1 pseudogene is annotated in these 479 nt (G+C 72.0%); it reads left to right on the top strand.

From position 1 onward, the window contains the following. A pseudogene (locus G3I78_RS51525) lies at window positions 1-479 on the top strand (hypothetical protein); the annotation flags it as partial.

Below are 479 nucleotides of genomic sequence, written 5' to 3' on the forward strand. Positions count from 1 at the left end.
AGAAGCTCGCGCCGGAGGCGGACGTCGTCATCGTCGTCGGCTCGGCGAACTCGTCGAACTCGGTCCGCCTCGTCGAGGTCGCGCTCCAGGCGGGCGCCGGGGCGTCGTACCGGATCGACCGGGCGAAGGAGATCGACCCCACCTGGCTCGACGGCGCGACGACCGTCGGGGTGACGTCGGGCGCGTCGGTGCCCGAGATCCTCGTGGACGACGTCCTCGCGTACCTCGCGGCCGTCGCCGACGTCATGCTCCCCCACTGCGCCCACCGGCCCGCGACGCGCAAGCGCTGGCCGGACGGGGTCGACGGGCAGGTGTTCTTCCAGAAGAACGCGGGGCAGGGCGTGCCGTCGTGGGTACGCACGCGCCGCATCCAGCACAAGAGCAGCGCGAACGACTACGTGCTCGTCGACGACCTGGCCACGCTGACGTGGCTCGGCCAGACGGCGTCGCTCGAGCTGCACGTGCCGCAGTGGCAGTTC

It is taken from the genome of Streptomyces sp. SID13726, assembly GCF_010548375.1.
Lineage (GTDB): Bacteria > Actinomycetota > Actinomycetes > Streptomycetales > Streptomycetaceae > Streptomyces.